This is a genomic window from Lentzea sp. NPDC003310 (assembly GCF_040610935.1).
Taxonomy (GTDB): Bacteria; Actinomycetota; Actinomycetes; order Mycobacteriales; family Pseudonocardiaceae; genus Lentzea.
Genome location: NZ_JBEXNC010000001.1, coordinates 296,310 through 321,009 on the forward strand (window position 1 = coordinate 296,310; position 24,700 = coordinate 321,009).

Below are 24,700 nucleotides of genomic sequence, written 5' to 3' on the forward strand. Positions count from 1 at the left end.
CGGTCGAAAGAACTGACTGTCGACCCGGGTCGAACGGGATGGATTGCGCCGTGTCCACCTGCCGTTCGACTCTCGAACGAGACCAGTATTGGCACAGGGGCGTGGGCCGATCAAGACGTCCGCGTTCCGCAGTCCTGAGCTGCGTGATCTCCGCAGATGTCGAACAGCTGTCGAATGGGGAGGTCGGCGGCCATTTCGCGCCGCCGTGTTCCGCCGGGTTTCGAAACAGTTTTCGAAACATTTCCACCCGGGACGGCGGATCGAATGCGTTCGACGCGCCTTGACCGCGTGGAGATCGTCGTCCAGAGTGCGAATATCCGGCATCCCAGAGACGTGATCGCTGTGCGCGCGGCGGTTTCGCCACCTCGACGAAGAGGAGCACACCCATGGCCAGAACAGGCCATCGCGCAGTCGGCCTCATCGCGGCCGCGGCCGTCCTGCTCGGCGGATCGGTCGCGGCGCTCGCGCCGGCCCCCGCCGCCGCGGCGACGGTCGACACCAGCGCCTGGTACGTGTTGGTCAACCGGACCAGCGGCAAGGCGCTCGACGTCTACAACCTCGCCACCAACGACGGCGCGCGCATCACCCAGTGGGCCCGCAACGACGGCAACCAGCAGCAGTGGCAGTTCGTCGACTCGGGCGGCGGCTACTACCGGCTGAAGTCACGGCTGTCGAGCAAGGTCCTCGACGTCCACAACTTCTCCACCGCGGACGGCGGCGCCATCGTGCAGTGGAGCGACCTCAACGGCACGAACCAGCAGTTCCGCCTGGCCGACTCCGACGGCGGGCACGTGCGGCTGATCAACCGCAACAGCGGCAAGGCCGTGGAGGTCCAGGGCGCGTCGACCGCCGACGGCGCCAACGTCGTGCAGTACAGCGACTGGGGCGGCGCCAACCAGCAGTGGCAGCTCGTCCGCGTCGGCAGCGGCGGCGGTGGCGGCACGTGCCAGCTCCCGTCGACCTACCGCTGGTCCTCGACCGGGCCGCTGGCGCAACCACGGCAGGGCTGGGTGTCGCTCAAGGACTTCACCCACGTCATGCACAACGGCAGGCACCTCGTCTACGCCACCACGCACGACGCCGGGACGACCTGGGGCTCGATGAACTTCGGCTCCTTCACCAACTGGTCGGACATGGGTTCCGCGAGCCAGAACGCCATGAACACCGGGGCCGTCGCACCCACGCTCTTCTACTTCGCACCGAAGAACATCTGGGTGCTGACCTACCAGTGGGGCCCGACGACGTTCAGCTACCGCACCTCGAGCGACCCGACCAACGCGAACGGCTGGTCGTCGCCGCAGACCCTGTTCACCGGCACGATCCCCAACTCCGGCACCGGTCCCATCGACCAGACCCTCATCGGCGACAGCACGACCATGTACCTGTTCTTCGCGGGCGACAACGGCAAGATCTACCGCGCGAGCATGCCGATCGGGAACTTCCCCGGCAGCTTCGGCTCGTCGTGGACGCAGATCATGAGCGACACGACCGCGAACCTGTTCGAGGCCGTCGAGGTCTACAAGGTCCAGGGCCAGAACCAGTACCTCATGATCGTCGAGGCGATGGGCGCCAACGGCCGCTTCTTCCGGTCGTTCACCTCCAGCAGCCTCAACGGCTCGTGGACCCCGCAGGCCGCCACCGAGAGCAACCCGTTCGCCGGCAAGGCCAACAGCGGTGCCACCTGGACCAACGACATCAGCCACGGCGACCTGATCCGCAGCAACCCCGACCAGACCAAGACCATCGACCCCTGCAACCTGCAGCTGCTCTACCAGGGCCGCGACCCGAACTCGGGTGGCGACTACGGCCGCCTGCCGTACCGCCCCGGTCTGCTGACGCTGCAACGCTGACCACCTGACCGACCGGGGCCGGCTCTCGCGGCGGAGGGAGCCGGCCCCGGTCCCGGTGGTCGTCACGGCGTCCGCGAGTAGTGCGCGACGATCACGCCCTTCGTCGTCGTCACGCACCCGGTCAGCTCGAACTCCGTCAGCGGCGCCGTCCCCTCGAACAGCCGCGTGCCGCTGCCCAGCGCCACCGGGTGGATCACCAGCGTGTACCGGTCGACCAGCCCGGCGGCGTGCAACGACCGCACCAGCGCCGCGCTGCCGATGATCGAGAGGTCGCCGTCCAGCGCCGCCACGTCCTCGACCGACCGCAGCAGCACCGAGTTCTCCCACGCGTCCGCGTCGGGGAGGGTCGAGGACACCACGTACTTGCGCGCCGCGTTCATGTGCGCAGTGAACGGGTTGCCGTCCTCCGCCGACGCCCAGGCGTGGAGGAAGTCCTGCCAGGTGCGGCGCCCGAACAGCATCGCCCCCGGCGCCGCCATGCCCTTGGCCATCTCCTCCGCCAGCACGTCGTCCTGGTAGCGCGCACCCCAGCCACCGTGCTCGAACCCGCCGCGGGTGTCCTCGTCCGGCCGGCCCAGGCCCTGCACCACACCGTCGAGCGTCATGAACATCGTCGTCGAGATAGTCCGCATCGCCGCACTCCCTGAAGGTCGAGGTCACGACCTACACGAACGGCGCGGCCCGGGTTCGACGGCGCCGCCGTGAACGCGGATCCGGACATCGGCTAAGTACTGACGTGATGACCGTGATCAACCGTAGTTCGCGGGACGGAGTCCCACCCCCGGACGCGGGCGCCCAGCCCCCGGCGGAGGAGGACTTCACAGCGCTGTTCACCCGCCACGCCGACGAGTTGCACCGCTACCTGGCCAGATGGGTGCCGGCGGCGGCGGACGACCTCGTGGCCGACGTGTTCGTCTCGGCGATCCGCAGCCGTGCCCGCTTCGACTCCTCCCGCGGATCCGCGCGGGCGTGGTTGTTCGGCATCGCGACCAACCTCCTGCACACCCACCTGCGCGGCCGCAGGCGGGAACGGGAGGCCTACGCGCGCCTCGCGCCGGGTCACGACGCCGACAGCCACGAGAGCCGGGTCGTGGACACGGTGGACGCCGAGGTCAGGGCACGTCAGTTCGCCGTGGCGGTCCGGCAGCTCAAGCAACGCGACCGCGACGTGCTGCTGCTGACCGGCTGGGCCGGTCTGGACGCGGCGGAGGTGGCGCAGGCGCTCGACATCCCCGTCGGCACCGTGCGCTCCCGCCTCCACCGCGTGCGGCAGCAGTTGCGCACCGCGTGCCCCACCATCGTCCCGGAGAGCAACGATGACTGAGAAGACGTGGACCGACGAGGAGCTCGACAGGGCGATCGCCGATCAGCCCGAGGGACCGGCGTTCAGCGCCGAGGCCCGCGAACGAGCCCTCGCCCGCATGCTGGCCGCCGGTGACGCACCCGCGTCCGGCGGGAAGAGGTGGCTGGTGGCCGCCGCCGCGGTCACGCTCGTGGCCGGGACCCTGGTCGCCGTGCCGGCACTGTGGTCGGCCGACTCGGGTCCCGCCGCCAGTGCCGCGGAGACGCTGCGCCGCGCGGCCGCCGCCACGACCGGCCAGACCGCTCCGGCGGCCGGCCAGTACCAGTACGTGGCGACGCACTCGTGGGACCTCGGCAGCGCGAAGACCAGGACGGACAAGCCGCTGTCGGTGCTGTTCCACACGCTGGACGAGGTGTGGATCCCCGCCGACCGCTCCGGCGAGTGGCTGAACCGCCGCGCTGCGCTCGACCGGCAGTGGCTGGTCGGCAGCGACGAGCTGGTGCGGACCGACGGGGACGGAGGCCTGTTCGCGGGCGACCAGCCGCTGAAGGAGCGGCGCGGCCCGTGCGGTGACTACCCCGACGTGAACGAGGAGCTCGGCGGCGACCCCGACTGGGGCAAGCCCTGCGCGGACCGCCAGGGCAGCTGGGGCAAGCCCAACCCGCGCTTCCTCGCCTCGCTGCCCACCGCACCCCAGGCGCTGTACGACCGCCTGTGGGCCGACTCGCGCGGGGAGGCGGGCCAGGCGCTGTCCAACGCCGCGGCCGTGCTCGCGTCGCCCGACTCGTCGCGGGAGCTGAGGTCCGCGCTGTACGAGGCCCTGCGGAACCTGCCGGACCTGCGCGTCACCGAGACGACCGCGAACCTGAACGGCAAGGTCGGCACGGCGCTCGGCCTGCCGGGCGGCACGCTGCGCGACGACATCATCGTCGACCCGGAGTCGGGCCGGTTCCTCGGCGTGCGGTCGGTGCTGCTCCAGCCGGGCACCGACTTCTGGGAGGGCCTGAACCCCGGCACCCAGGTGTCGTTCTCGGCGGTCGACGTGGGCGTCGTGGACCGTGCCGGTGAGAAGCCGGTGAACTAGGACGTGCTCACCGCGGCCAGTGCGTGCCCCTCTTTGGCGTCGTAGCGCCAGAAGGGACGCACGCACACCGCGGCGACCGCGATGCACGGCGGCGCGGCGCCGCGCTCGGCGTCGGGAATCCCGCCCGCCGGGCGCGGCGCCTGACATAGGGTCGGATCGTGGATCGCATCGCGGGATCGTTGTACGGGCTGGCCTTCGGGGACGCGCTGGGCATGCCGACGGAGTTCCTGACCGTCGCCGAGGTCGACGACCGGTACGGTCCCACCGGTCCGGACGACCTCGAAGGCGACCCGGCGCTCTTCACCGACGACACGCAGATGGCGCTGGCCGTCGCCTGGGCCGTGCACGACGCCCACACCCTCACTCCGGACGCGCTGGAACCGCAGCTGCGCAAGCGGTTCGTGGAGTGGGCGCACAGCCCGGACAACGACCGCGCGCCCGGCATGACGTGCCTGCGCGCGTGCGGCGGCCTCGCCGAGGGCCAGCCCTGGGTGGAGGCGACCGTCGCCGGTTCCAAGGGCTGCGGCGCCAACATGCGCGTCACCCCGGTGGGCCTGCTGCCGGACCTCGACCTGGAGCTCCTCGCGGGCATCTCGCAGCTCCAGGCGGCGATGACCCACGGCCACCCGACCGCGCTGGCGGCCTCCGAGCTCACCGCCTACGCGACCCGCCTGCTGGTGGACGGCGCCGACCTGGCGGACGTCCCCGCCGCACTGCTGGCCCGCTGCGCCGACCGCCGCACGACCTACCTGGACGACTGGCTCGGCACCCTGTGGCAGGCGCCCGGCGCCACCACGCCCGCCGAGTTCATCGCCCGAGGCTGGGACGAGTGCGCCGAGGTCCTCGAACGACTGGTCGCGGCGCTCGCCCGCCCCGACGACAACGCCGACGCCTGCCTCGCCACCGGGGAGGCCTGGATCGCCGAGGAGGCGCTGGCCACCGGCCTGTACTGCGCGTTGCGGCACCCCGACGACCCGGTGCGCGTCCTGGTGCGGGCCGCACGGACCAGCGGCGACTCCGACTCGATCGCCGCTTTGGCCGGAGCGTTCGTCGGTGCCGCGCACGGTCTGGCGGCGTGGCCGTCGGACTGGGTCACCCGGATCGAACGGTCCGGCGAGCTGGCCGAGGTCGCGTCACTGCTGCGCGGGTAGGCACCCCCGGTCGAGCCAGGCCGGCCAGGTCTTGCGCGTGATGTTCAGGCCGGGCCGGTCGGCGAGGTCGAGGAGGAACCGGGCGCGCAGTCGCACGGTGAGGTCATCCGCGTCCGCGAGCCCCGCCAGCCGGTCGCGGCAGTCGACGTGGCGGACCAGGCGCGCGAACATCCAGTCCTTGCAGCGGTAGGGGCGGTGCAGCACGTCGAGAAGCAGGTCCGCTGCCTCCCGGCGTGCCTCGGGCGGCGCGCCGTGCTTGCCCAGGTGGGTGAGCAGCGCTCCCTTGCGGGTCCACGCCGAGCACACGTCCGAGTGCCGCCACTCGTCCGGGAAGCGCGTCTCCCAGCGCAGGTACAGCGCGACGTGGCGCCAGCACTCCAGCTTCTCGGCGGGCTCCTGCGCGTACTCGAACCTGTCGACGTACCACAGCGTCGTCCGCTCGCCGTCGGACCAGTGCCACACCCCGCAACGCCGGGCCGCGAGTTCCCGGTGACGGGTCAGCGCCTGATCGCGGACGACGTCGTCCTCCGCGATCAGGTCGAACATCCAGTCGCCCGGTGAGCCGATCTCCACCGGCTCATCCTGTCACCAGGCCAGCACGCCGTTCTCGTCCTGCAACGTCCCGGTGGGACCGTCGGCCCCGAGGGTGGCCAGCCGCACCACGACCCGCGCGCTCTCCTGCACCGGACGCCCGATCCCGAACGCCGCCGTCATGTCGGTGGCGGTGGCGCCCGGCTCGACCGCGTTGAACCGGATCCCCGGGTGCGCCTTGGCGTACTGGACGGTCAGCATGGTGGCCGCCGCCTTCGACGCGGCGTAGAGCGCGAGCGGGAGCCCGTACTCGGGCCGGTCGGGGTTGGTCACCGCCCAGAACGACCCCAGGCTGCTCGACACCGTGACGACGGCGGGGTGGTCGGACTCGCGCAGCAGGGGGAGTGCGGCCTCCGTGACGCGGACGACCCCGACCGCGTTGACGTCGAACGCGTGCAGCGCCGCGGGGCCGTCGAGGCTCTCGTTGGCGAGGATGCCCGCGTTGTTCACCAGGAGGTCGAGCCGTCCCTCCTCCGCGCCGATGCGGGCCAGTGCCGCCTGCACCGAGGCGTCGTCGGTCACGTCGAGCTGCACGAAGCGCGCACCCAGTTCGGCCGCGGCCTTCTCGCCGCGTTCGGCGTCGCGCGCTCCGACGTAGACCGTGTGCCCCAGTGCCACGAGCTGCTTCGCCGTCTCGAAACCGATGCCCTTGTTGGCGCCGGTGACCAGCGTGATCGTCATCGTGAACTCGCTCCCCAAGTTTTGGATCGATCGCTTCAGAACTCGACCGTACCACCTTCTGCAGCGATCGTTCCAAAACGCGGTAGCCTGGGGACGTGGAGACGACACGAGGGCGCGCGACCGGGCGTCCGCGCGGCTTCGACGCCGACGAGGCGCTCGACCGCGCGCTGCTGGTCTTCTGGGAACAGGGGTACGAGGGCGCGAGCCTCGCGAACCTGACCGACGCCATGGGCATCTCGACGGCCAGCATGTACGCGACCTTCGGCAACAAGGAGCAGCTCTTCCGCCGGGCACTGCGGCGCTACGAGGAGGGGCCCAGCGCCTACGTCGTGGCGGCGCTCGCGGAGCCGACCGCGCTCGGCGTCGCGACGGCGTTGCTCACGGGCGCCGTCGAGACCACCACGTGTCCGGACCGGCCCCGCGGGTGCCTCGGCGTGCAGGGGGCTCTCGCCACCGGTGAGGCCGGGCGCGAGATCCGCGCGCTGCTCGTCGGCTGGCGCGACGACGGTCACGCGAAGATCCGCGAGCGGTTCGAGCGCGCCGTCGCCGAGGGCGACCTCCCGCCGGACGCGGACCCCGGTCTGCTCGCGCGCTACGTGCACACGCTCCAGGCGGGCATCGCCGTGCAGGCAGCCGGCGGGGTCGGCCGGGAGGAACTCCGGGAACTGGCCGCGCTCGCGGTGCGGAACTGGCCCGTCCCGGCCGCGTGAGGGTGCCTAGACTGGCGATCATGACGACGCGCCGGTGGACCGCTCGAGACCTCCCCGACCTGACCGGGCGCACCGTCGTGGTGACGGGCGCGGCCAGCGGGGTGGGCCGGGGCACCGCCACCGCCTTCGCCGCCGCCGGAGCGCGCACGGTGCTCGCGGTGCGCGACGTCGCCGCCGGGGAACGGGCCGCGGCCGCGATGCCCGGCACCACCGAGGTCCGCGCGCTCGACCTCGCGAACCTCGCGTCGGTGCGCGCGTTCGCCGACGGCTGGCAGGGCGACCTCGACGTCCTCGTCAACAACGCCGGCGTGGCGATGACCCCGCACGGGCACACGGCGGACGGGTTCGAGCTGCAGTTCGGCACCAACCACCTCGGCCACTTCGCGCTCACCAACCTGCTGCTGCCCTCGATCACCGACCGCGTGGTCACCGTCGCCTCCGGCGCGCACCGGGCGGGCGTGCTCGACCTCGACGACCTCGACCTCGCCCGCTACACCCCGGTCAAGGGCTACGGCCGGTCGAAGCTCGCGAACCTGCTGTTCACGCTCGAACTGGACCGGCGCTGCCGCGAAGCGGGCTCGTCCGTGCGCGCGCTGTCCGCGCACCCCGGCTACACGGCGTCCAACCTCGGCACCAAGGGTCGCAACCGGCACCTCGTCAAGGTCGTGCACCTGGCCGGTCGCTACCTCGCGCAGACCGAGGAGCAGGGCGCGCTGCCGTCGCTGTACGCGGCGACCCAGGACCTGCCGGGCGCGAGCTACGTCGGCCCGGACGGGCGGTTCGAGCTGCACGGGCACCCCGCGCTGGTCGGCCGGTCGGCGGCGGCCAGCGACCCGGTGCTCGCGCGCGGGTTGTGGGAGGCCTCGGAACGGCTCACCGGCGTCGTCTTCCCGTTGGCCGCGAAGGCCTGAACCGTCTACTGAGGACGGACACCGCCGAGCGCGCCCAGCACGGTCGAGACCTGGAGCTCGGTGCGCGCGGCGGCGTCGTCGCCCGCGCCGAGCTCGGGCGCGCCGGCGGGGAGCTGGTGCACCTCGTCCAGGACCGCGAGGTAGATCCGCAGGCACCACGACGGCGACTCCGCCGTGATCGCGCCGGCGTCCCGCAGCCGGGAGAACAGCAGCTCCGCGCGCGCCACGACCTCGTCGCTGAGGAACGCGTGGCCCGTCTGCGTGCGGTTGACGAGGTCGACGATCAGCCGGTGGCTGAACTTGACCTCGATGACGAACTCGGTGACGCGGTGCAGCGCGACGAGCGGGGGAGCGGTCTCGACCCTGGCCTCGTTCAGCGCTCGCAGGTACTGCTCGTTGAGCTGGGCGAACAGGGTGTCCAGCAGCGCCTTGCGCGAGGCGAAGCGGCGGTGGACGGTCGCCCGCGCGAGGCCCGCCTCGTCCGCGATCCGCTCGAGCGACGCGGTCGGGTCGTCGGCCAGCACGGTCTTGGCGGCCTCGAGGATGCGCGTCACGTTGCGCTCGGCGTCCGCGCGGACGGGACGGGGCGGGGTGGACGCGCTCATCTGACCTCCTGGTGGCGACCAAGCCTAACGATCAGCCTAAGTGAGACACCAATGACTCGTTTGTTGACAGAAGTGAGACTCGGGTGTTGCATTTAGGTAGTCGTTGATCGTCGAACACCAGGAGTTGGGAACCATGGACCTGAAGCTCGCCGGCAAGCGCGTGCTCGTCACCGGCGCCAGCAAGGGCATCGGCCTCGCGATCGTGCGGGCCTTCGTCGCGGAGGGGGCCGAGGTCACCGCCGTGTCGCGGCGCACGACCCCCGAACTGGAGGCGACCGGAGCGGCGTTCGTGGCCGCCGACCTGTCCGAGGTGGACGGTCCGCGGCGTGCGGTCGACGCCGTCCTCGCGGCCGATCCCAGGCTGGACGTGCTGGTCAACAACGCGGGCGGCGGCACGTTGCCCGAGGGCTCGATCGGCAACGTCCTCGACGGCGACGACGAGATCTGGCGGGACGTCTTCGAGATGAACCTGCACTCCGCCGTGCGCGTCACGAGGGCCGCGCTGCCCGCGTTGATCGAGGCGAAGGGCGCCGTGGTCAACATCGGGTCGGACACCGCGCGGCGCATCGGCGCTCCGGGCGCCACCCCGCTGCCCTACGCGGCGGCCAAGGCGGCGCTGAACATGTTCACGAGGGCGCTCGCCGAGCGCGTGGGACCGGAGGGCGTGCGGGTCAACGCCGTCTCCCCGTCGCTCACGCGCACGTTCAGCATCGAGGGCGACGGTGGATACATCTCGCAGGTGGCGGGAGCGTTCGGGGTCGAGCACGCCACGTTGCTCGGCGGGCTGCCGAAGGAGCTCGGCATGCTGACCGGCCGGATGATCGAGCCCGCCGAGATCGCCAGCGCGGTGCTGCTGCTGGCCTCGCCGACGATGCCGAGCGTGATCGGCTCGACCTGGGCCGTGGACGCGGGCTCGACCAAGGTGGCGTGAGCGGTCACCTCTCGGAGCGCGCCTGGGCCTTTTCGGCGAGCCGCGTCTCGATGCGGCGCAAGGACGTGATCATGGTGTCGACCTCGTCCTCGTCGGACACGACGTCCACGAGCAGGTCGCTCCACACGTCGTGCAGCCGCCGCAGGTTCTCCTGGGCGCGGGCGGTCGGGTAGAGGCGGACCCTCCTCGCGTCCTGCGGGTCCGCCTCGCGGTGCACGAGGCCCTTGCGCTCGAGGCCGCGCAGTGACCGGCTGAAGTTGCTGGAGATCTGCTGGGTGGCCTCGGCGGCGGCGCCGGCGGACGTGCCGGGGTTGCGATCGATGTAGCGCATCACCGCGATGTCGCCGGCCGTCCACATCTCCTTGGTCGCGCCCTCCTTGGACGCCTGGATCTGGCGGCCGACCGCCGAGATGAGGTCGGCGAGTTCGAACAACCGCGACTTCTGGGCCTCGTCCACGGGACCCATGGTACTTTTCCTGTCAGATGATAGCTATCACCTGATAGGAGATGTGGTGACCTCGCCGTCCCGCAGCGCCATCCCCGTGCCGCTCCTGCTCGTGCTCGCCCTGCTGGCGAGCGTGGCCCCGTTCGGCATCGACCTGTACCTGCCCGCGTTCCCGCGGATGGCCGCCGAGCTCGGCACCAGCGACACGGCCGTCCAGCTCACGCTCACGATGTTCCTGCTGGGCCTCGCGGCCGGGCAGCTCGTCTTCGGGCCGCTCTCGGACCGGTGGGGCAGGCGCGGGCCGCTGCTCGCCGGCTCGGCGGTGTTCGTCGGCGTCAGCGTGCTCGCCGCCCTCGCGCCCACGATCGAGGTGCTGCTGGCCGCCCGCCTCGTGCAGGGGCTGACGGCCGCGGCCGGCATGGTCATCGGCCGCGCGGTCATCGCCGACCTCGCCACCGGTCGCGCCGCCGCCCGCGCGTTCAGCCTCATGATGATCGTCGGCGGCGTCGCGCCGGTCGTCGCGCCGCTGGTGGGCAGCCTGCTCGTGGACGGGATCGGGTGGCGCGGCGTGCTGTTCGTCCTGGCGGGGCTCGCGGTCGCGATGCTCGCCGGGTCGGTCACGGTCGTGCCCGAGACCCTGCCGCGGAGCCGGCGCGGCACCGCGAGGACCGGTGGCTTCCGGGTGCTCGGGCGGCGCGCCTACCTCGCCGCGACGGCCACGTTCGTCCTGTCGTTCGCCGTGCTGATGGCCTACATCTCCGCGTCGCCGTTCCTGTACCAGGTCGTCATCGGCACCAGTCCGGTCGGCTACGGCCTGCTGTTCTCCCTGAACGCGCTCGGTCTCGTCGGGAGCAGCGCGGTCGCCTCACGGCTGCTGCGCCGCCACCACCCGCGCCGGATGCTCACGATCGGCACGACCTGGCTGGTCACGGCCGCCGCGGTGCTGCTGGTGGTCGCGCTCCTGCCGGTCGGCCCGGTGTGGCTGGTCGTGCCGATCTTCGGCACGGTCGCGGCGCTGGGCTTCGTCCTCGGCCCGGCCACCGCCCTCGCCCTGGACGCCGTCCCCGGCGCGGCCGGCACAGGATCGGCCGTGCTCGGCACCGCCCAGTTCGGGTTCGGCGCGGCCATCTCCCCGCTGGTGAGCGTGGGGACCGGTCACTCGGCGCTGCCGATGGCGGTCGTCATGGTCGTGCTCGCCGGCCTCGCGGTGGGTGCCTTCCGGCTGCTCCCCGCGCCGTCACCCGACGTCACCGCCCCCGAACCTGCCGGCTCGCTCGCGGGTTCGGCCTGAGAGTCAGGAGCACCACCGTGCTGATCGGAATCGAGGAGCATTGGGTCCTGCCGGAGCTGGCCGCCGCCGTGGCGGACCGCGACGAGAGCCTGGCGTTCAACGACCTCGGCGACCACCAGGAGCGCCTGCGGGACCTCGGCGAGGGCCGGATCGCGACCATGGACGCGCAGGGCATCGACATCGCGGTGCTCGCCCAGACCCCGCCGGGCACCCAGGCGCTGCCCGAGGCGCAGGCGGTGGAACTCAGCCGCCGGGCGAACGACGTGGCCGCCGAGGCCGTCGCCGCCCACCCGGACCGGTTCCGCGCGTTGTCGACGCTGCCGATGTCGGCCCCGCACGCGGCCGCCGCCGAGCTGGAACGTGCCGCCGGCCTCGGCCACGTGGGCACGATGGTCTACGGCAGGTCCGGCGACCTGCTCCTCGACGACCCGGCCTACGACGAGTTCTTCGCCGCCGCGGCCGCACTGCGCCAGCCGGTCTTCCTCCACCCGCAGCTGCCGTCGGCGGCCCTGCGCGACGCCTCGTACCGCGGCTTCGACCCGACGACCGACCTGGCGCTCGCGACGTTCGGCTGGGGCTGGCACGTCGACGCGGGCCTCGCCGCCCTGCGCCTGATCCTGCGCGGCACCTTCGACCGCCACCCCGAACTGCAACTGGTGCTCGGGCACTGGGGCGAGGTGCTGCTGTTCTGGGTCGACCGCGCGGACAGCCTGGCCCGCGTCGCCGGACTGGAGCGGTCCGTGGCGGACTACCTGAGGTCGAACTTCCACATCACGACCTCGGGCATGCTCAACCCCGCGCTGCTGCGGCACGCCCTGTCGGTGACCACCGCCGACCGCCTGATCTTCTCCACCGACTACCCGTTCCAGCACCCGTCGCGGGAGGAGATCACGGCCTTCCTGGACGAGTTCGACTCGGCCGCTGACCGGCAGAAGTTCGCCTGGGGCAACGCATCCGCGCTGTTCGGCATTCAGCCGAGCACGGCGTAGACGGCGGACAAGTACGCCTCGCCGCAGCTCGGCTCGACGAGCCAGGTTCACCTCGACAACGCGCTGTGCCCGTTGGCGGGCGGGACGACCACGACCGGGCACGCGGCGTCCCGCAGGCACCGCTCCGCCACCCGGTGCGAGGCCGGTCCGCCGGTACCGATCACCAGCAGCGCGGCGTGCTTCGACGCCTCGACCAGGTGCTCGGCGGCGTCGCCGACGACAACGCACTCGGCCACGTCGGGTGCGCCGGCGACGGTGGCGCGCACCCGTTGCACGGCGTCGTGGAGTTCGCGCGCGGGGTGACGGCGTAGCGCGTACGGGGCGAGGCCCAGCGGCATCGCCGGCACGACCGCCGGTTCGCGGTGGTAGGCCAGCATCGCCTCCACGCGCGTGCCGCCGTGGCCGGCCGCCTGCTCGATCGCCCAGCGCAGTGCCGCGCACGACTCCGCCGAGCCGTCGACGCCGACCAGGATCACCGGTGCCCTCATGCCTGCTCCTCTGCTCGCGTCCAGCGTGGCGGCGGGGTGTCGCCGCGGGCAGGGACGAACGTCACGAGCCGGGGGAGCCGATCCGCACTGCCGATCACTGTCCGGAACGAGCCAAATACGCGGAGACAACGTTGACAGCTGGGTGAGGGTGCTGAAAGTTCCGATGTATGCGCTGCAGCAGAGTCGTGGTGACGGCGGTCGCGTTGGTGCTCGCGGCTCCGCTGGTGGCTTCGGCGGACCCGGCGGCGGCTCCGCCCGCGCTGGTGGCGGACCCGACGGCCTACGTGGATCCGTTCATCGGCACGGGTAAGGCGAACGCGACGGTGGGGGAGATCAACAACTTTCCCGGACCGTCGGTGCCGTTCGGCATGCTGCAGTTCTCGCCGGACACGCTCGGCTCGTACGCGGGGTACCAGTATCACAACGAAAAGATCCGAGGTTTCAGTCTCACGCACGCCAGCGTGGGGTGCAGCGCGTTCGGTGACGTGCCGATCCTCCCCGTCACCGGTGAGCTGGGCGAGAAGCCGTGGGACCGGGTCGAGCGGTACCGGCACTCCACCGAGCAGGGCGAGCCCGGCCACTACGCCGTGACGTTGGAGGACTCGCAGGTCCGGGCCGAGCTGACCGCCACCACCCGCACCGGCCTCGCCACGTTCACGCTGCCCGCCGACGGCCACGTGCTCGTCAAGGGCGGGGCGAGCCTGTCGGGCAACACGGGGGCGCAGGTGACCGTCGAGGACGACAGGACGATCACCGGCTCGGCGAGCACCGGCGGGTTCTGCGGCAAGCCCAACAAGTACACCGTCTACTACGCCATCACCTTCGACCGGCCCTTCACGGCCAAGGGCACCTGGGACGGCACCTCGGTCAGCCCCGGCAACGGCAGCGTCAGCGCGCCGCGCGCGGGTGCGTACCTGAGCTTCCCTGCCGGACAGGTCAAGGCCAAGGTCGCCCTCTCGTACGTCGGCGTGGACGGCGCGAAGCGCAACATGGCCCAGGAGATCCCGGACTGGGACGCGGGGAGGGTCCGTGCGGACACGAGAGCCAAGTGGCGCACCGAACTCGGCAAGATCCGCGTCGCCGGCACGAACACCGACGAGCTCAAGACGTTCTACACCGCGCTCTACCACTCGCTGATGCACCCCAACACGTTCAACGACGTGGACGGCCGCTACATCGGCTTCGACGACGAGATCCACACCCTGCCCGCGGGCCGCACGCAGTACGCGAACTTCTCCGACTGGGACACCTACCGCAGCCTGGCGCCGCTGCACGCGATGCTGTGGCCGCGCGAGGCCAGTGACATGGCGCAGTCGCTCGTCAACGACGCCGTGCAGGGCGGCTGGTGGCCGCGCTGGCCGCTCGCCAACGACTACACCGGGCAGATGACCGGCGACAGCGGCGTCCCCCTCATCGCCAACCTGCACGCCTACGGCGCCAGGGACTTCGACCTCAAGACGGCGCTGAGGTACCTCGTCAAGGGCGCGACCACCGTCGACACCACGCCCGGCGCGTACCAGGAACGGCCCGGCATCGAGGAGTACGTCCGGCGCGGCTACCTGCCCAACACCGACGTGGCGCGCGGCGACCACAACCGCGTCGGCGCCTCGATCACCCTGGAGTGGTCGGTCGACGACTTCGCCATCGCCCAGCTCGCGAAGGCCGCCGGGGACCGCGCGACGGCCGCGGAGTTCACGAAACGCGGCCAGAACTGGCAGAACCTGTTCAACCCCGCCACCGCGCACGTGCAGCCGCGTGGCGGTGACGGCCGCTTCCCGGACGGTCCCGCGTTCACCCCGCCCACCGGCGGGTTCGGCCAGGACGGCTTCGACGAGGGCAACTCCGTGCAGTACAGCTGGATGGTGCCGCACAACCCCGCCGGCCTGATCACCGCCATGGGCGGCAGGGACGCCGCGGCGGCGCGCCTCGACACGTTCACGACCGAGCTCAACGCGGGCCCGTTCAAGCCGTACATGTGGGCGGGCAACGAACCCGCGTTCGGCATCCCGTGGCTCTACAACCACGCCGGGCGGCCCTGGCGGACCCAGCAGGTGGTCCGGCAGATCATGACCACCCTGTTCGACGCCACCCCGGACGGCGAACCCGGCAACGACGACCTCGGCGCCCAGTCCTCGTGGTACGTCTGGGCCGCGCTCGGGCTGTACCCGGCGACGCCCGGCACGTCCGACCTCGCCGTGCACAGCCCGCTGTTCCCGCGGATCGTGCTCGACCTGCCCGGCCGCGACCTGACCATCAACGCTCCCCAGGCCTCCGCCGCCGCAATGTACGTGCACGACCTGGACCTCGACGGCCGTGACCACGAACGCACCGGCCTGCCCCGCACCCTCGTCGCCACCGGCGGCCGGCTCGACTTCGACCTCGGCACCGAGCCGGCCCGCAAGTGGGCCACCGACACCGACGAGGCTCCACCGTCCTACCGCGACGGTGAGCACGACTTCCTCGCCAGTGCCACCAGCATGATCACCGCGCGTCCCGGTGGCACCGCCGAGTTCACCGTGTCCGCGCGCAGGCTCGCCGGCGACGACCGGACCGTGAGCGTCACCAGCGCACCCCCACCCGGCATCACCGTCACCGGCCCGCAGCGGTTCCGGCTCGACGACGGCCAGGCCCGCTTCCAGGTGAGCGCGACCGCACCCGACGGCTACCACGACATCCCGTTGACCATCAAGGGCGACGACCGCACCGTCACGACCACGGTCACCGTGCTGGTCGCGCCGGAGGGCAGCCTCGTCACCCGCTACGACAACACCGGTGTCTCCGACGACAACGACAAGTCGCAGGCCAACCTCGACGGCGCCGGCAACAGCTTCTCCCGCCAGGCGCTCGCCGAGGCGGGACTCACCGGTGGCAAGGAGGTCGAGGTCGCGGGCACCCGGTTCACCTGGCCCGCCGCCCCGGCCGGCCGTCCGGACAACGTCGCCGCGAACGGCCAGACCGTCGCGCTGGCCGGCGCTCCGACGCGCCTGGTGTTCGTGGGCGCCGCGAGCAACGGCGACCACAGGGGCACCGCCACCGTCACGTTCACCGACGGCACGACCGCCCCGGCGGACATGTCCTTCGGCGACTGGGTGCTGCCCGGCGGCAGTCCGGAGAACCCGGTCTTCGGCAACACCGTCGTCGCGCATCCCCGCTACCGCAACGTGAACGGGGGCGGCACCGGCCCGGCCTTCGTGTTCGCCACCGCTCCTTTCCAAGCGCCGGAAGGAAAAGCGATCGCCGGCGTCACCTTGGCCGTGGACAAGCAGCTCCACCTGTTCGCGATCGGCACCGGCTGACCCGCGAACACCGGGCGCCGGAGATCTCTGGAGGGGCGTATGAGCGACAGGTGGAGACGGTCCGTCGCGGTCGCCGTGATCGCGGCGACCGGCCTCGTCGGACCGGTGGCACAGGCGAACGCCGCACCGGGGGCCGATCAGGGCCGCACGATCACACTCGTCACCGGCGACCGGGTCGTGCTCACCGGTTCCGGGCCGGTGCTGGGCGGGAACGGGAAGTGGGTCACCGTGCTGACCCACCCGAAGGGCGTCACCTCGGTGTCGCTCAGGGCCTCCGCGCGGGACATCGCGGGCAACTCGGTCACCCAGACGATCGTGGACGCCTTCCTGCTGAGGTGACTGCTCCGTTGCGCGGGCTTTCGTGCCGCCCGCGTAACGGCCCGGTCGCTCAGAGAGACATCAGCCTTGGTGTCCGCACGAGCTGAGGGTGTGCCGATGAAGATCGACCTGTTCAACGAGATCCAGAACCCCGGTCCCGCCCCCGAGCAGTTCCGCTTCCGCCAGGCCCTCGACCAGGCCAGGCTCGCCGACGAGCTCGGCTACGGCTGCTGGTGGCAGGTCGAGCACCACGGCGCCGGCGAGTTCAGCCTGTCCTCCGCGCCGGAGCTGGTGCTCGCCGCCCTGTCGCAGCAGACCTCCCGCATCCGGCTCGGCCACGCCGCCGTGCTCGCCCCGGGCCGCTTCAACCACCCGATCCGTGTCGCCGAGCGCGCCGCCACCCTCGACCACCTCAGCGGCGGCCGCGTCGAGCTCGGCCTCACCCGCTCCACCATCCCCGAGTGGAACCTCTTCGGCATCGAGCCCGCAGACGCCCGCGCCCAGACCGCGGAGGCGTTCGAGATGGTGCCGAAGATGTGGACCACCGACCGGTTCTCCCACCGCGGCGAGCACTACGACATCTCGGATGTCTCGATCATCCCGAAGCCCCTGCAGAGCCCGCACCCGCCGCTGTGGCAGGCCGCCGCCTCCCCGACGTCGTTCGAGGAGGCGGGCCGCCGCGGCGTCGGCGTGCTCGGCACCACGATCTGGGAGTCGATCGACCGGGTCGCCCGCATGATCGACCTCTACCGCGCGGCCGCCGCCGAGTGCACCGCGCCGGTGGGCTCCTTCGTCAACAACCAGGTCGCCTACTTCACCTTCGTGCACTGCGCCGAGACCGACGAGCAGGCGATGCGCAACGGCGCGGCCGCCGCCGCTGCCTGGTACACCGTGACGGCGTTGCGCTTCTTCAACGCCGCCGCCGAGTTCGCCGCGACCATGCAGCGCCACCAGGACATCCTCGCGGCGGGCGACGGCGGCCTCACCGGCGAGTTCCTGCGCGCCGAGGCCGCCGCCGTCCCGACCGACGCCCAGCTCGTGATCGGCCGGATCATCCAGGGCGAGGACGTCCCCGAGGACGAGCTGTTCGAGGTGCTGTCGGCGCAGCAGTCGCTGATCGTCGGCAGCCCCGACACGTGCCGCAAGAAGCTGCGGGAGTACGCGGACCTCGGGATCGACCGGTTGATGTGCCTGCAGCAGATCGGGCCGATCGGGGCGGACGAGGTGATGACGAGCATCAGGCTGATCGGCGAGCTGATCCCGGAGTTCGACCGGTCCTGACCCGGCCCGGGAAGGCGTGGGTGCGGGCGAAGAGCACGACGAGCACGGTCACCGCGACCAGTCCCACGACGGCGATCATCAGCGACGCGCTGCCGAGACCCGCGAGGAGCAGGCCGCCGACCAGCCCGCCGAGCCCGATGCCGACGTTCCACGTCGTCACCATCATCGGCTGGGCCGCGTCGGCGTGCCTGCCCGCCGCGACCATCAGCGCCGACTGGAACAACGTGGCCGCGCCGCCGAACGCGAGACCCCAGGCGGCGACGGCGACGTAGTCCACGACGGGGTCGGCCGCGCCGACCGACAGCGCCGCCGCCGCGACGGTGAAGAAGCCCGTGCTGGCCAGGACGAGCCGGCGGTGGTGCCGGTCGACCAGCAGGCCCGTGAGCCAGATGCTGACGATGGAGGCGATGCCGAAGTCGAGCAGGACCCACTGGACCTGGTCCGCGAGACCGACGCCCGCGAGCACCGGCGCGATGTAGGTGTAGAGGATCGTGTGGGCGAGCACGTAGAGCCCGGTGACGAGCAGGATGGTCCGCAACCCCTTCAACCGGAACAAGTGGTGCAGTGGCAGGCGTTCCTCCGCCTTCTGGCCCGCGAAGTCGGGGAGCTTCCAGAGCGTCCACACCACCAGCAGCGCGGACAGCGCGGTGACGAGCCCGAACGTGAGCTGCCAGCCGACGACCTGGCCGAGGAAGGCCCCCAGCGGCACGCCGAGGGACAGCGCGACCGGAGTGCCCGCGAAGGCGAACGCCATCGCGCGGCCCTTGAGCTCGTCGGGGACGAGGCGCTGGGCGTAGCCGCCGAGCAGGCTCCACGTGACGCCGGACGCGGCGCCCGCGACGAACCGCGCGGCCATCGTGACGGTGTAGTCGAGCGAGACGGCCGTGACGAGGTTCGCGACGAGGAACCCGAGCAGCGCGACCACAAGCAGGCGCCGCCGGGGCCAATGGCTGGTGGCGACCGCGACGGGGATCGCGGTCAGGAACGTGGCGACGGCGTAGACGGTGACCGTCTGCCCGGTCGCGGACTCGGACATCCGCAGCGCCGCGCTCATCTGGGGCAGCACGCCCGCGGGCAGCGCCTCCGTGAGCGTCGTGATGAACCCCGCGGTGAACAGGGCGGTGAGAGCCGGAAGCGGCAGGCGTGCCGCGCGGACCGGTGCGGTCCGTTCCGGGGTGGTGGTCATGAGCGTTCCTTCAGCTGTGCCAGGCCTTTCCGGGCCCGGGCCGGCGTGCCGCGGCTGCGGTACTCCGGCAAGCGTCGAACCTTCACATCAGTGAGAAGGCAAGCCGCCGCGGTGAGACGTGCGTCGCTCGCCGCGTAGTTGACTGAATGTTCGGTAAACTGGCGGCATGGCACGACCACCCTCCATCGACGAGGCCGCCCTGCTCGACGCGTTGATCGCGGTGTTCCGCGAGAAGGGCTTCGACGGCACCGCGATCGGCGACCTCTCGGCCGCCTCGGGGCTGCAGCGCGCGAGCCTCTACCACCGGTATCCCAACGGCAAGGAGGAGATGGCCGAGGCGGTCCTCGCCCAGGTCGGGCAGCGGTTCCGGTGGATCCTGGCGCCGATGCGCGAGGACGAGGACGTCGCGCGGGGGATGGCCGAGACGGCCCGGAGGCTCGGGGACTTCTACGGCGCGGGCGCGCTGTCCTGCGTGCTGGACACCATGACCCTGGCGGGCACTCCGGAGAAGATCCGGGAGCAGGCGCGCGGACTCGCGAAGACGTGGATCGACGTCATGACCGAGGCGGCGCAGCGGGCCGGGCGCGGCCCGGAGGAGGCCTCCCGCGCCGCCAGGGACGCCTTCCTGCGCATCGAGGGCGCGCTGGTGCTGGGGCGGGTGATGGGGGAGCACGACGCGTTCGCCGAGAGCATCGCGGCGATGCCGGGGATCCTGCTGCCCGGCACCGCCGGCTCCTGACGGCGCGGGATCAGAGGTCGAGCACCAGCCTCGGGCACCGCGAGCGCGACACGCAGATCATCATCGTGTCCGGCGCCACGTCGTGGTCGAGGTAGTCGTCGCGGTGGTCCGGCACGCCCTCGACCACCCTGGTCTCGCAGGTGCCGCAGAACCCTTGGGTGCACGAGTAGTCCGCCTCGACGCCGGCGGCGAGCAGGGCGTCCAGCACCGAGACGTCGCCGTCGACTCGGACGTCCACTCCGGACCGTACACAGTGGACTTCGAAGCTCGTGTCCCCCTCGGGCTCCGCTGAGGTGAAGCGTTCCACGTGCAGCGTGCCGGGTTCCCAGGCGCGGCAGGCGTCCTCGACAGCGTCGACCAAGGACCGGGGTCCGCAGCAGTACACCGCTGTTCCCGCCGCCGGCCTGCCCAGGACGTCCGCGATCGGGACGCGGCCCGCGGTGTCGCGGGGGAACAGGCGGACCCGGTCGCCGAACCCGGCGAGCTCGTCGGCGAACGCCATGGACGCCGCGCTCCTCCCGCCGTACCAGAGCGTCCACGGAACGCCGGCGCGCTCGGCCTCGGTGATCATCGGCAGGACCGGTGTGATGCCCACGCCGCCCGCGACGAACACGTAACCGTTCGCCGGTTCGAGCGCGAAGAGGTTGCGGGGCACGCCGACGGTGAGCGCGACGCCCTCGTGCGCGTGCTCGTGGAGCCACGCGGACGCGCCCCGGGACTCCCGTTCCCGCAGGACCGCGACGCGCCAGGCCGACAGGTCGTCCGGGTCGCCGCAGAGCGAGTACTGGCGCGTCAGCCCGCCGGGCAGCGTCACGTCGACGTGCGCGCCCGGCCGCCACGCGGGCAGGTCGCGGCCGTCGGCGGACACCAGCGTCAGGGCCACGACGTCGGTGGCCGCGGCGGTGCGGGCGGCGACCGTGACGGCCAGGGGCGTGGCAGTGGGCGAGATGGTCATGGGAGCTCCTCGGGTTCGGTGTTACCGAACGTACGGTAAAAAAATGTGTGCAGGTGGGAGGCGTGTTCCTGCTCACCTTGTAATTTACCGATCGTTCGGTAATTGTGGAGGGCGTCACCCGAACCACCCCTCAAGAGGAGCAAGTCCATGACCAGCAAGACCGCAGTTGTGGTGCTGTCCGACCCGTCGACCGGCACCGAGGAGGCGCTCGGCCGCGTCGTCAACGCGCTGGCCACCGCCTGGGAGTTCGGGCAGGGCGGCGAGGCCCTGGTGGTGTTCCAGGGCACCGGCACCCGCTGGCCCGCCGTGCTCGCGGACCCGGCCCACCCCGCGCACGAGCTGTACACCGCGGTGAAGAAGCAGGTCGCCACGGTGGCGTCGGCCGGCTGCGCCACGGTCTTCGGCGCGACCGAGAGCGTCGAGGGCGAGAACGTCACGCAGCTGAGCCAGAACCAGGCGCCCGGCATCCCCGCCGGCGCGAGCATCAGGGAACTGGTGCTGTCCGGCTACCACGTCCTGACCTTCTGACCGCCGTGGCCGACCTCGTCGACCGGCTCGCCTTCCACCCCGGCGAGCTCGAAGCGCAACGGGTGGCCGGACTCACCGAGCTGGCGGCGAGGGTCCGGCCCATCATCTCGGACACCGTCCCGCGCGGGGCGTTCGACTTCCTGACCCGCCAGCAGGTGCTGGTGCTCGGTGCCCAGGACCGCGACGGACGGCCCTGGGCCACCACCCTCGCGGGACCGGAGGGTTTCCTGTCGGCCGTGGACGCGCACACGGTGCGCGCGAACGCGACCGTCGTGCCGACCGACCCCCTGGCCGAGGTCCTCCGGGAGGAGGCGGACGTGGGCACGCTCGCCATCGACCTGGTGATGCGCAAGAGGTTGCGGATCAACGGGCGGTGGCGGCCGGTGCCCGGCGGCGGTGAGGTCGACGTGCACCAGGCGTTCGGCAACTGCCCCAAGTACATCCAGGCCCGCGTCCTCACACAGGAGCCCGGCGGCTTCCACCCCGTCGCGCGGCGGAGCACGACGCTCGACCCGGGCGAGTCCCTCCTGGTGGCGAACGCCGACACGTTCTTCATCGCGACGGCCGCGAACGGCGGTGTGGACGTCTCGCACCGCGGCGGCAACCCGGGCTTCGTCGATGTCGTCTCGCCCACCGAGCTGACCTGGCCCGACTACGTGGGCAACGCGATGATGATGACCGCGGGCAACCTCACCTCGAACCCGGTGGCGGGCCTGCTCTTCCCGGACTGGGAGTCGGGAGCGGTCCTGCAGCTGACGGGCACGGCGGAGGTCCGCTGGGCGTCCGGGGACCAGGACGGCCCGGCCAACGGGCACCGGACGGTCTTCCGCGTCGCCGAGGCGATCCGGACCGAGAACGCCTTCCCCTCCGGCTGGACCGAGCCGGTGTACTCGCGCTTCAACTGATCGCGAGCGAATGGTGGTGGCGGGTCAGCTCCGGGACACGGCGTCCAGGTAGTCGTCCATCGCCTTGAGGTTGCGCGCCAGGTGGTCGAGGCGCTCGGCCAGGCGGTCGCGCTCCTCGCGGACCCGGTTCACGAAGTCCGGTGCCGGGTAACGGGAGTCGGCCGCCTCGGCCAGGCACGGGAGCACCGCCCGGATGATCTCGGTCGTCATGCCCGCGCCCAGCAGGCTGCGGATCTGCTCGACCCTCGCGACCATGGGCTCGTCGTAGTCGCGGTAGCCGTTCTCGCGCCGCCGCGGCTCGATGAGGCCCTGTTCCTCGTAGTAGCGCAGGAGCCGGGCGGACACGCCGGTCCGGTCGGACAGCTCCTTGATCCTCATCACGGCTCCCGGAACAACTTGCCTTCATATTGATGTCAAGGTTGGAGCCTAGAACACGTCAGCGAATCCTGAAAGGACACTCGTGAGCAACTCCGACATCCACTTCTACTTCGACCCGGTCTGCCCGTTCGCCTGGATGACGAGCAAGTGGATCAGGCTCGTCCAGGCGCGGCGCGGCCTCACCGCCGACTGGCGGTTCATCTCCCTGCGCCAGATCAACGCGCACGTCGACTACGCCGCCCACTTCCCGCCGGAGTACGAGGCCCAGCACACCGCGGGCCTGCGGCTGCTGCGGGTCGCGTCGGCGGTGCGGGAGCAGCACGGCCGCGAGGCGGTCGGGCGGCTCTACGCCGCGTTCGGTGCCCGCGTCTTCGAGACCGCGCCCGAGGACGGCGGCGGCTGGCAGGCCACCGGGGACCTCGCCGTCGACGCGCTGGCCGACGCGGGTCTGCCGGTGTCGCTCGCCGCGGCGCTGGACGACACGTCGCGGGACGCCGAGATCCAGGCCGAGTCCGACGAGGCGTTGTCGTTGACGGGCAAGGACGTCGGCACGCCGATCATCCACTTCGAACCGCCGCACGGCGTCGCGTTCTTCGGGCCGGTGATCAGCCGCATGCCGGACGAGGAACAGGCGGTGGAGCTGTGGGACCACGTCGTCGGTCTCGCGCGGTTCCCGGGCTTCGCCGAGCTGAAGCGGAGCCTGCGCGAGCAGCCGCAGCTGCCGTCGTTCGGCGTCGGCGCGCAGGAGACCGGCGAGGTGGAGGACTGGCACGCCGGGAGCCGCAGGCTCAAGAAGTAGGCGCCCCGGTCGGTTATGATCCGGTCCGGCGAGTTCCGCGCCGAACCTCCTGACCGGGTGTCCACGCCACCTGGCTCTCGCGGGGGCAAAGGGGACCTGTGCGCCTCGGGACGTCGTCCTCGTCATGCCTGAACCCAGGCCGTCGTGACATCGGGACGCGTGGGGTCCGGATGTCGGTGGCGACGGCCGAGGAGTTCCGCGATGACGTCACGCAAGCAGCTCAAGGCGCAGGTCCGCGCCCGCATGGCTAAGACAGGCGAGCGCTACACCACCGCACTGGCCCACCTGACCGGCACGTCCCAGGCCGGCGGCTGGACGTTGCGCGGAGGCACCGACCCCGACGCGGCCGGTCTGCATGCGATGCTGACCGCACGGGGCATCACCGGAACGACCGAGGCGCTGCTGTTCGGCATCGGCGGCGGGATCGGCGCGGGCTACATCCTGTGGGAGTTCCAGCACGACGACAGCCGCCACGTCACGATCGGCTTCAGCAACTCGTGGCAGTACGTCACCCGCCGCACCGAGAAGGTCCTCACCCGCCTGGGCGTCGAGGCCCAGTGGCACCGCTCCGCGCCGAAGGCCGCGCAGACGTGGCTGACGGGGCAGCTCGACGCGGGCAACGCCGTCATGGTGTGGCCCGACCGCTACCAGATCGGCTACTGGGACCTCCCGGAGGCGCTCGACGGCCACGGCGGTCACCCCGTCGTGGCCTACGCGGCGGCGGGCGACCAGGTGTACCTCGACGACCGCAACCTCGCGCCGTTCACGGTGGCCCGCGAGGACCTGGACCGCGCCGTGGCGCGCGTCGGCAGCTGGAAGAACCAGGCGCTGGTGGTCACGGACTCGGACCGGGTGCTTGACGTCGAGGCGGCGGTCCGCGAGGGCCTGCGCGACGTCGTCGCGCACCTGTCGCAGAAGTCGGACTCGTTCTCGTTGCCCGCCTGGCGCAAGTGGTCGCGGATGATGACCGACACGAAGGCCGCCAAGGCGTGGCCGAAGGTGTTCGCCGACGGCAAGGGCCTCGACCTCGCGCTGCAGAGCGTGCGGGAGGGCGTCGACGGGCGCTACGGCGTCACCGGCGGGAACCTGCGGCCGCTGTTCGCGGACTTCCTGGACCAGGCAGGGCATTCCGGCGAGGCACCGCGCTGGCGGGAGATCGGCGAGCGGTGGCACGCGCTCGCCGGGACGACCGAGTTCGCGGACATGGGCAGGCAGCTCGCCGAGCTGCACGAGGCGGAGACCGACGCGATCGCGCGGCTGAAGTCGGTCGTGGACTGAGTGCCGC

26 protein-coding genes are annotated in these 24,700 nt (G+C 71.9%); 17 read left to right on the forward strand and 9 right to left on the reverse strand.

Going from position 1 to position 24,700, the window contains the following annotated elements; translation table 11 throughout:
* Window positions 1–386: 386 nt before the first annotated feature.
* On the forward strand, window positions 387–1,850 hold the full coding sequence (locus tag ABZX02_RS01415) for a non-reducing end alpha-L-arabinofuranosidase family hydrolase (RefSeq protein ID WP_355294115.1): 1,464 nt from the start codon (window positions 387–389) through the stop codon (window positions 1,848–1,850).
* Window positions 1,851–1,912: 62 nt separating this feature from the next.
* Here the strand turns inward: ABZX02_RS01415 and ABZX02_RS01420 are convergent, their stop codons facing one another.
* The gene (locus ABZX02_RS01420; protein ID WP_355294116.1) at window positions 1,913–2,482 is read right to left on the reverse strand and encodes a dihydrofolate reductase family protein; all 570 of its coding nucleotides are present in this window, start codon (window positions 2,480–2,482) and stop codon (window positions 1,913–1,915) included.
* A gap of 113 nt (window positions 2,483–2,595) precedes the next feature.
* Here ABZX02_RS01420 and ABZX02_RS01425 point away from each other — a divergent pair, with 113 nt between their 5' ends.
* The 3 genes from ABZX02_RS01425 to ABZX02_RS01435 all read left to right on the forward strand — a co-directional run bounded on the left by ABZX02_RS01425 (window position 2,596) and on the right by ABZX02_RS01435 (window position 5,388).
* Window positions 2,596–3,174, forward strand: coding sequence for an RNA polymerase sigma factor (locus ABZX02_RS01425; RefSeq protein WP_355294117.1), 579 nt, complete (start codon window positions 2,596–2,598; stop codon window positions 3,172–3,174).
* Complete coding sequence (locus ABZX02_RS01430) at window positions 3,167–4,237, forward strand: CU044_5270 family protein (RefSeq protein WP_355294118.1); 1,071 nt, start codon at window positions 3,167–3,169, stop codon at window positions 4,235–4,237. Before ABZX02_RS01425 ends, ABZX02_RS01430 begins: the two co-directional genes overlap by 8 nt.
* A gap of 158 nt (window positions 4,238–4,395) precedes the next feature.
* On the forward strand, window positions 4,396–5,388 hold the full coding sequence (locus ABZX02_RS01435) for an ADP-ribosylglycohydrolase family protein (protein WP_355294119.1): 993 nt from the start codon (window positions 4,396–4,398) through the stop codon (window positions 5,386–5,388).
* Here ABZX02_RS01435 and ABZX02_RS01440 read toward each other — a convergent pair.
* Window positions 5,371–5,961 (reverse strand): hypothetical protein, encoded by a 591-nt coding sequence (locus ABZX02_RS01440; RefSeq protein ID WP_355294120.1) that lies wholly within the window; start codon window positions 5,959–5,961, stop codon window positions 5,371–5,373. The two genes, ABZX02_RS01435 and ABZX02_RS01440, sit on opposite strands and share 18 nt — an antisense overlap.
* Before the next feature lie 12 nt (window positions 5,962–5,973).
* Window positions 5,974–6,660, reverse strand: coding sequence for an SDR family NAD(P)-dependent oxidoreductase (locus tag ABZX02_RS01445; protein ID WP_355294121.1), 687 nt, complete (start codon window positions 6,658–6,660; stop codon window positions 5,974–5,976).
* 95 nt (window positions 6,661–6,755) lie between these two features.
* On the opposite strand from ABZX02_RS01445, the gene ABZX02_RS01450 reads away from it, so the two are divergent.
* Together ABZX02_RS01450 and ABZX02_RS01455 are read left to right on the forward strand one after the other, a co-directional pair.
* Complete coding sequence (locus ABZX02_RS01450; protein ID WP_355294122.1) at window positions 6,756–7,370, forward strand: TetR/AcrR family transcriptional regulator; 615 nt, start codon at window positions 6,756–6,758, stop codon at window positions 7,368–7,370.
* A 20-nt stretch (window positions 7,371–7,390) separates the two neighbouring features.
* Entirely contained in the window at window positions 7,391–8,281 is an 891-nt protein-coding gene (locus tag ABZX02_RS01455; RefSeq protein WP_355294123.1) for an oxidoreductase, read from the forward strand.
* 5 nt (window positions 8,282–8,286) lie between these two features.
* On the opposite strand, the gene ABZX02_RS01460 is transcribed toward ABZX02_RS01455, so the two are convergent.
* On the reverse strand, window positions 8,287–8,886 hold the full coding sequence (locus ABZX02_RS01460) for a TetR/AcrR family transcriptional regulator (RefSeq protein ID WP_355294124.1): 600 nt from the start codon (window positions 8,884–8,886) through the stop codon (window positions 8,287–8,289).
* 133 nt (window positions 8,887–9,019) lie between these two features.
* Here ABZX02_RS01460 and ABZX02_RS01465 point away from each other — a divergent pair, with 133 nt between their 5' ends.
* The gene (locus tag ABZX02_RS01465) at window positions 9,020–9,817 is read left to right on the forward strand and encodes an SDR family oxidoreductase (RefSeq protein WP_355294125.1); all 798 of its coding nucleotides are present in this window, start codon (window positions 9,020–9,022) and stop codon (window positions 9,815–9,817) included.
* A 4-nt stretch (window positions 9,818–9,821) separates the two neighbouring features.
* Here the strand turns inward: ABZX02_RS01465 and ABZX02_RS01470 are convergent, their stop codons facing one another.
* The gene (locus ABZX02_RS01470) at window positions 9,822–10,274 is read right to left on the reverse strand and encodes a MarR family winged helix-turn-helix transcriptional regulator (RefSeq protein ID WP_355294126.1); all 453 of its coding nucleotides are present in this window, start codon (window positions 10,272–10,274) and stop codon (window positions 9,822–9,824) included.
* A 55-nt stretch (window positions 10,275–10,329) separates the two neighbouring features.
* Between ABZX02_RS01470 and ABZX02_RS01475 the strand changes: the two genes are divergently transcribed.
* Complete coding sequence (locus tag ABZX02_RS01475; protein WP_355294127.1) at window positions 10,330–11,553, forward strand: multidrug effflux MFS transporter; 1,224 nt, start codon at window positions 10,330–10,332, stop codon at window positions 11,551–11,553.
* A gap of 17 nt (window positions 11,554–11,570) precedes the next feature.
* On the forward strand, window positions 11,571–12,542 hold the full coding sequence (locus ABZX02_RS01480) for an amidohydrolase family protein (RefSeq protein WP_355294128.1): 972 nt from the start codon (window positions 11,571–11,573) through the stop codon (window positions 12,540–12,542).
* 47 nt (window positions 12,543–12,589) lie between these two features.
* Here the strand turns inward: ABZX02_RS01480 and ABZX02_RS01485 are convergent, their stop codons facing one another.
* Window positions 12,590–13,030, reverse strand: a complete 441-nt coding sequence (locus ABZX02_RS01485; protein ID WP_355294129.1) for a universal stress protein — start codon at window positions 13,028–13,030, stop codon at window positions 12,590–12,592.
* Window positions 13,031–13,197: 167 nt separating this feature from the next.
* Here ABZX02_RS01485 and ABZX02_RS01490 point away from each other — a divergent pair, with 167 nt between their 5' ends.
* From ABZX02_RS01490 to ABZX02_RS01500, 3 genes are all read left to right on the forward strand, one after another.
* A complete protein-coding gene (locus ABZX02_RS01490) occupies window positions 13,198–16,326 on the forward strand; it encodes a GH92 family glycosyl hydrolase (RefSeq protein ID WP_355294130.1) in 3,129 nt (1,042 codons plus the stop codon).
* A 39-nt stretch (window positions 16,327–16,365) separates the two neighbouring features.
* On the forward strand, window positions 16,366–16,665 hold the full coding sequence (locus ABZX02_RS01495) for a hypothetical protein (RefSeq protein ID WP_355294131.1): 300 nt from the start codon (window positions 16,366–16,368) through the stop codon (window positions 16,663–16,665).
* Between the two features lie 96 nt (window positions 16,666–16,761).
* Window positions 16,762–17,925, forward strand: a complete 1,164-nt coding sequence (locus ABZX02_RS01500; protein WP_355294132.1) for an LLM class flavin-dependent oxidoreductase — start codon at window positions 16,762–16,764, stop codon at window positions 17,923–17,925.
* Here ABZX02_RS01500 and ABZX02_RS01505 read toward each other — a convergent pair.
* Entirely contained in the window at window positions 17,882–19,111 is a 1,230-nt protein-coding gene (locus ABZX02_RS01505; protein WP_355294133.1) for an MFS transporter, read from the reverse strand. The two genes, ABZX02_RS01500 and ABZX02_RS01505, sit on opposite strands and share 44 nt — an antisense overlap.
* A gap of 166 nt (window positions 19,112–19,277) precedes the next feature.
* On the opposite strand from ABZX02_RS01505, the gene ABZX02_RS01510 reads away from it, so the two are divergent.
* A complete protein-coding gene (locus ABZX02_RS01510) occupies window positions 19,278–19,850 on the forward strand; it encodes a helix-turn-helix domain-containing protein (protein WP_355294134.1) in 573 nt (190 codons plus the stop codon).
* Between the two features lie 10 nt (window positions 19,851–19,860).
* Here ABZX02_RS01510 and ABZX02_RS01515 read toward each other — a convergent pair whose 3' ends face one another.
* Window positions 19,861–20,805 carry a PDR/VanB family oxidoreductase gene (locus tag ABZX02_RS01515; protein WP_355294135.1) on the reverse strand — a complete coding sequence of 315 codons (945 nt, stop codon included), beginning with the start codon at window positions 20,803–20,805 and terminating at the stop codon, window positions 19,861–19,863.
* Window positions 20,806–20,952: 147 nt separating this feature from the next.
* Between ABZX02_RS01515 and ABZX02_RS01520 the strand changes: the two genes are divergently transcribed.
* Window positions 20,953–21,333 carry a DsrE family protein gene (locus ABZX02_RS01520; protein ID WP_355294136.1) on the forward strand — a complete coding sequence of 127 codons (381 nt, stop codon included), beginning with the start codon at window positions 20,953–20,955 and terminating at the stop codon, window positions 21,331–21,333.
* A 5-nt stretch (window positions 21,334–21,338) separates the two neighbouring features.
* Window positions 21,339–22,238: a pyridoxamine 5'-phosphate oxidase family protein gene (locus ABZX02_RS01525; protein WP_355294137.1), complete on the forward strand. Its 900-nt coding sequence runs from the start codon at window positions 21,339–21,341 to the stop codon at window positions 22,236–22,238.
* A 24-nt stretch (window positions 22,239–22,262) separates the two neighbouring features.
* Here ABZX02_RS01525 and ABZX02_RS01530 read toward each other — a convergent pair whose 3' ends face one another.
* Complete coding sequence (locus tag ABZX02_RS01530) at window positions 22,263–22,616, reverse strand: MerR family transcriptional regulator (RefSeq protein ID WP_355294138.1); 354 nt, start codon at window positions 22,614–22,616, stop codon at window positions 22,263–22,265.
* An 82-nt stretch (window positions 22,617–22,698) separates the two neighbouring features.
* On the opposite strand from ABZX02_RS01530, the gene ABZX02_RS01535 reads away from it, so the two are divergent.
* Complete coding sequence (locus ABZX02_RS01535) at window positions 22,699–23,415, forward strand: hypothetical protein (RefSeq protein WP_355294139.1); 717 nt, start codon at window positions 22,699–22,701, stop codon at window positions 23,413–23,415.
* A 201-nt stretch (window positions 23,416–23,616) separates the two neighbouring features.
* Window positions 23,617–24,693 carry a BtrH N-terminal domain-containing protein gene (locus ABZX02_RS01540; RefSeq protein WP_355294140.1) on the forward strand — a complete coding sequence of 359 codons (1,077 nt, stop codon included), beginning with the start codon at window positions 23,617–23,619 and terminating at the stop codon, window positions 24,691–24,693.
* Window positions 24,694–24,700 lie beyond the last annotated feature (7 nt).

Excerpts from the sequence above, each read along its gene's own strand:
- ABZX02_RS01415 (WP_355294115.1), top strand. The coding sequence starts at position 387 with ATGGCCAGAACAGGCCATCGCGCAGTCGGCCTCATCGCGGCCGCGGCC.
- ABZX02_RS01420 (WP_355294116.1), bottom strand. The coding sequence starts at position 2,482 with ATGCGGACTATCTCGACGACGATGTTCATGACGCTCGACGGTGTGGTG.
- ABZX02_RS01430 (WP_355294118.1), top strand. The coding sequence starts at position 3,167 with ATGACTGAGAAGACGTGGACCGACGAGGAGCTCGACAGGGCGATCGCC.
- ABZX02_RS01445 (WP_355294121.1), bottom strand. The coding sequence starts at position 6,660 with ATGACGATCACGCTGGTCACCGGCGCCAACAAGGGCATCGGTTTCGAG.
- ABZX02_RS01455 (WP_355294123.1), top strand. The coding sequence starts at position 7,391 with ATGACGACGCGCCGGTGGACCGCTCGAGACCTCCCCGACCTGACCGGG.
- ABZX02_RS01460 (WP_355294124.1), bottom strand. The coding sequence starts at position 8,886 with ATGAGCGCGTCCACCCCGCCCCGTCCCGTCCGCGCGGACGCCGAGCGC.
- ABZX02_RS01465 (WP_355294125.1), top strand. The coding sequence starts at position 9,020 with ATGGACCTGAAGCTCGCCGGCAAGCGCGTGCTCGTCACCGGCGCCAGC.
- ABZX02_RS01485 (WP_355294129.1), bottom strand. The coding sequence starts at position 13,030 with ATGAGGGCACCGGTGATCCTGGTCGGCGTCGACGGCTCGGCGGAGTCG.
- ABZX02_RS01490 (WP_355294130.1), top strand. The coding sequence starts at position 13,198 with ATGCGCTGCAGCAGAGTCGTGGTGACGGCGGTCGCGTTGGTGCTCGCG.
- ABZX02_RS01495 (WP_355294131.1), top strand. The coding sequence starts at position 16,366 with ATGAGCGACAGGTGGAGACGGTCCGTCGCGGTCGCCGTGATCGCGGCG.
- ABZX02_RS01500 (WP_355294132.1), top strand. The coding sequence starts at position 16,762 with ATGAAGATCGACCTGTTCAACGAGATCCAGAACCCCGGTCCCGCCCCC.
- ABZX02_RS01505 (WP_355294133.1), bottom strand. The coding sequence starts at position 19,111 with ATGACCACCACCCCGGAACGGACCGCACCGGTCCGCGCGGCACGCCTG.
- ABZX02_RS01510 (WP_355294134.1), top strand. The coding sequence starts at position 19,278 with ATGGCACGACCACCCTCCATCGACGAGGCCGCCCTGCTCGACGCGTTG.
- ABZX02_RS01515 (WP_355294135.1), bottom strand. The coding sequence starts at position 20,805 with ATGACCATCTCGCCCACTGCCACGCCCCTGGCCGTCACGGTCGCCGCC.
- ABZX02_RS01520 (WP_355294136.1), top strand. The coding sequence starts at position 20,953 with ATGACCAGCAAGACCGCAGTTGTGGTGCTGTCCGACCCGTCGACCGGC.
- ABZX02_RS01530 (WP_355294138.1), bottom strand. The coding sequence starts at position 22,616 with ATGAGGATCAAGGAGCTGTCCGACCGGACCGGCGTGTCCGCCCGGCTC.
- ABZX02_RS01540 (WP_355294140.1), top strand. The coding sequence starts at position 23,617 with ATGACGTCACGCAAGCAGCTCAAGGCGCAGGTCCGCGCCCGCATGGCT.